1 pseudogene is annotated in these 255 nt (G+C 31.8%); it reads right to left on the bottom strand.

Annotated features, from left to right (window positions below):
- Positions 1-3: 3 nt before the first annotated feature.
- Positions 4-255 (bottom strand): annotated as a pseudogene (locus KGF42_RS20710) (hypothetical protein); the annotation flags it as partial.

The following is a 255-nucleotide window of genomic DNA, read 5'->3' as shown; positions in this document are numbered from 1 at the left end:
AAATTACTTTTGCTTCGTATTGGTTTTTAACCTTTCGGGAACATTCATCCCTGAAGCACGCAGCTTTTTTAGAAATGCAAGCTCCGCTTTTAAAAGTTGGTTTTCATATTCTAATTCTTGTTCTCTTATTAATTTATTTTTTTCTTCTTTAGTTTTTTTGCTTTTATTCATTGATGGTCTTCCTTTCGTTTTAGACAAGGCATCGACACCACCATACAAAAGTTTTTGTTTCCATGTTGCTATAAGTGTACTATT

The organism is Clostridioides sp. ZZV15-6383 (assembly GCF_020657735.1).
Taxonomy (GTDB): Bacteria; Bacillota; Clostridia; order Peptostreptococcales; family Peptostreptococcaceae; genus Clostridioides; species Clostridioides difficile_D.
The sequence above is the reverse complement of the archived record's forward strand: the minus strand, read 5'-3'. Positions and strand labels throughout refer to the sequence as shown.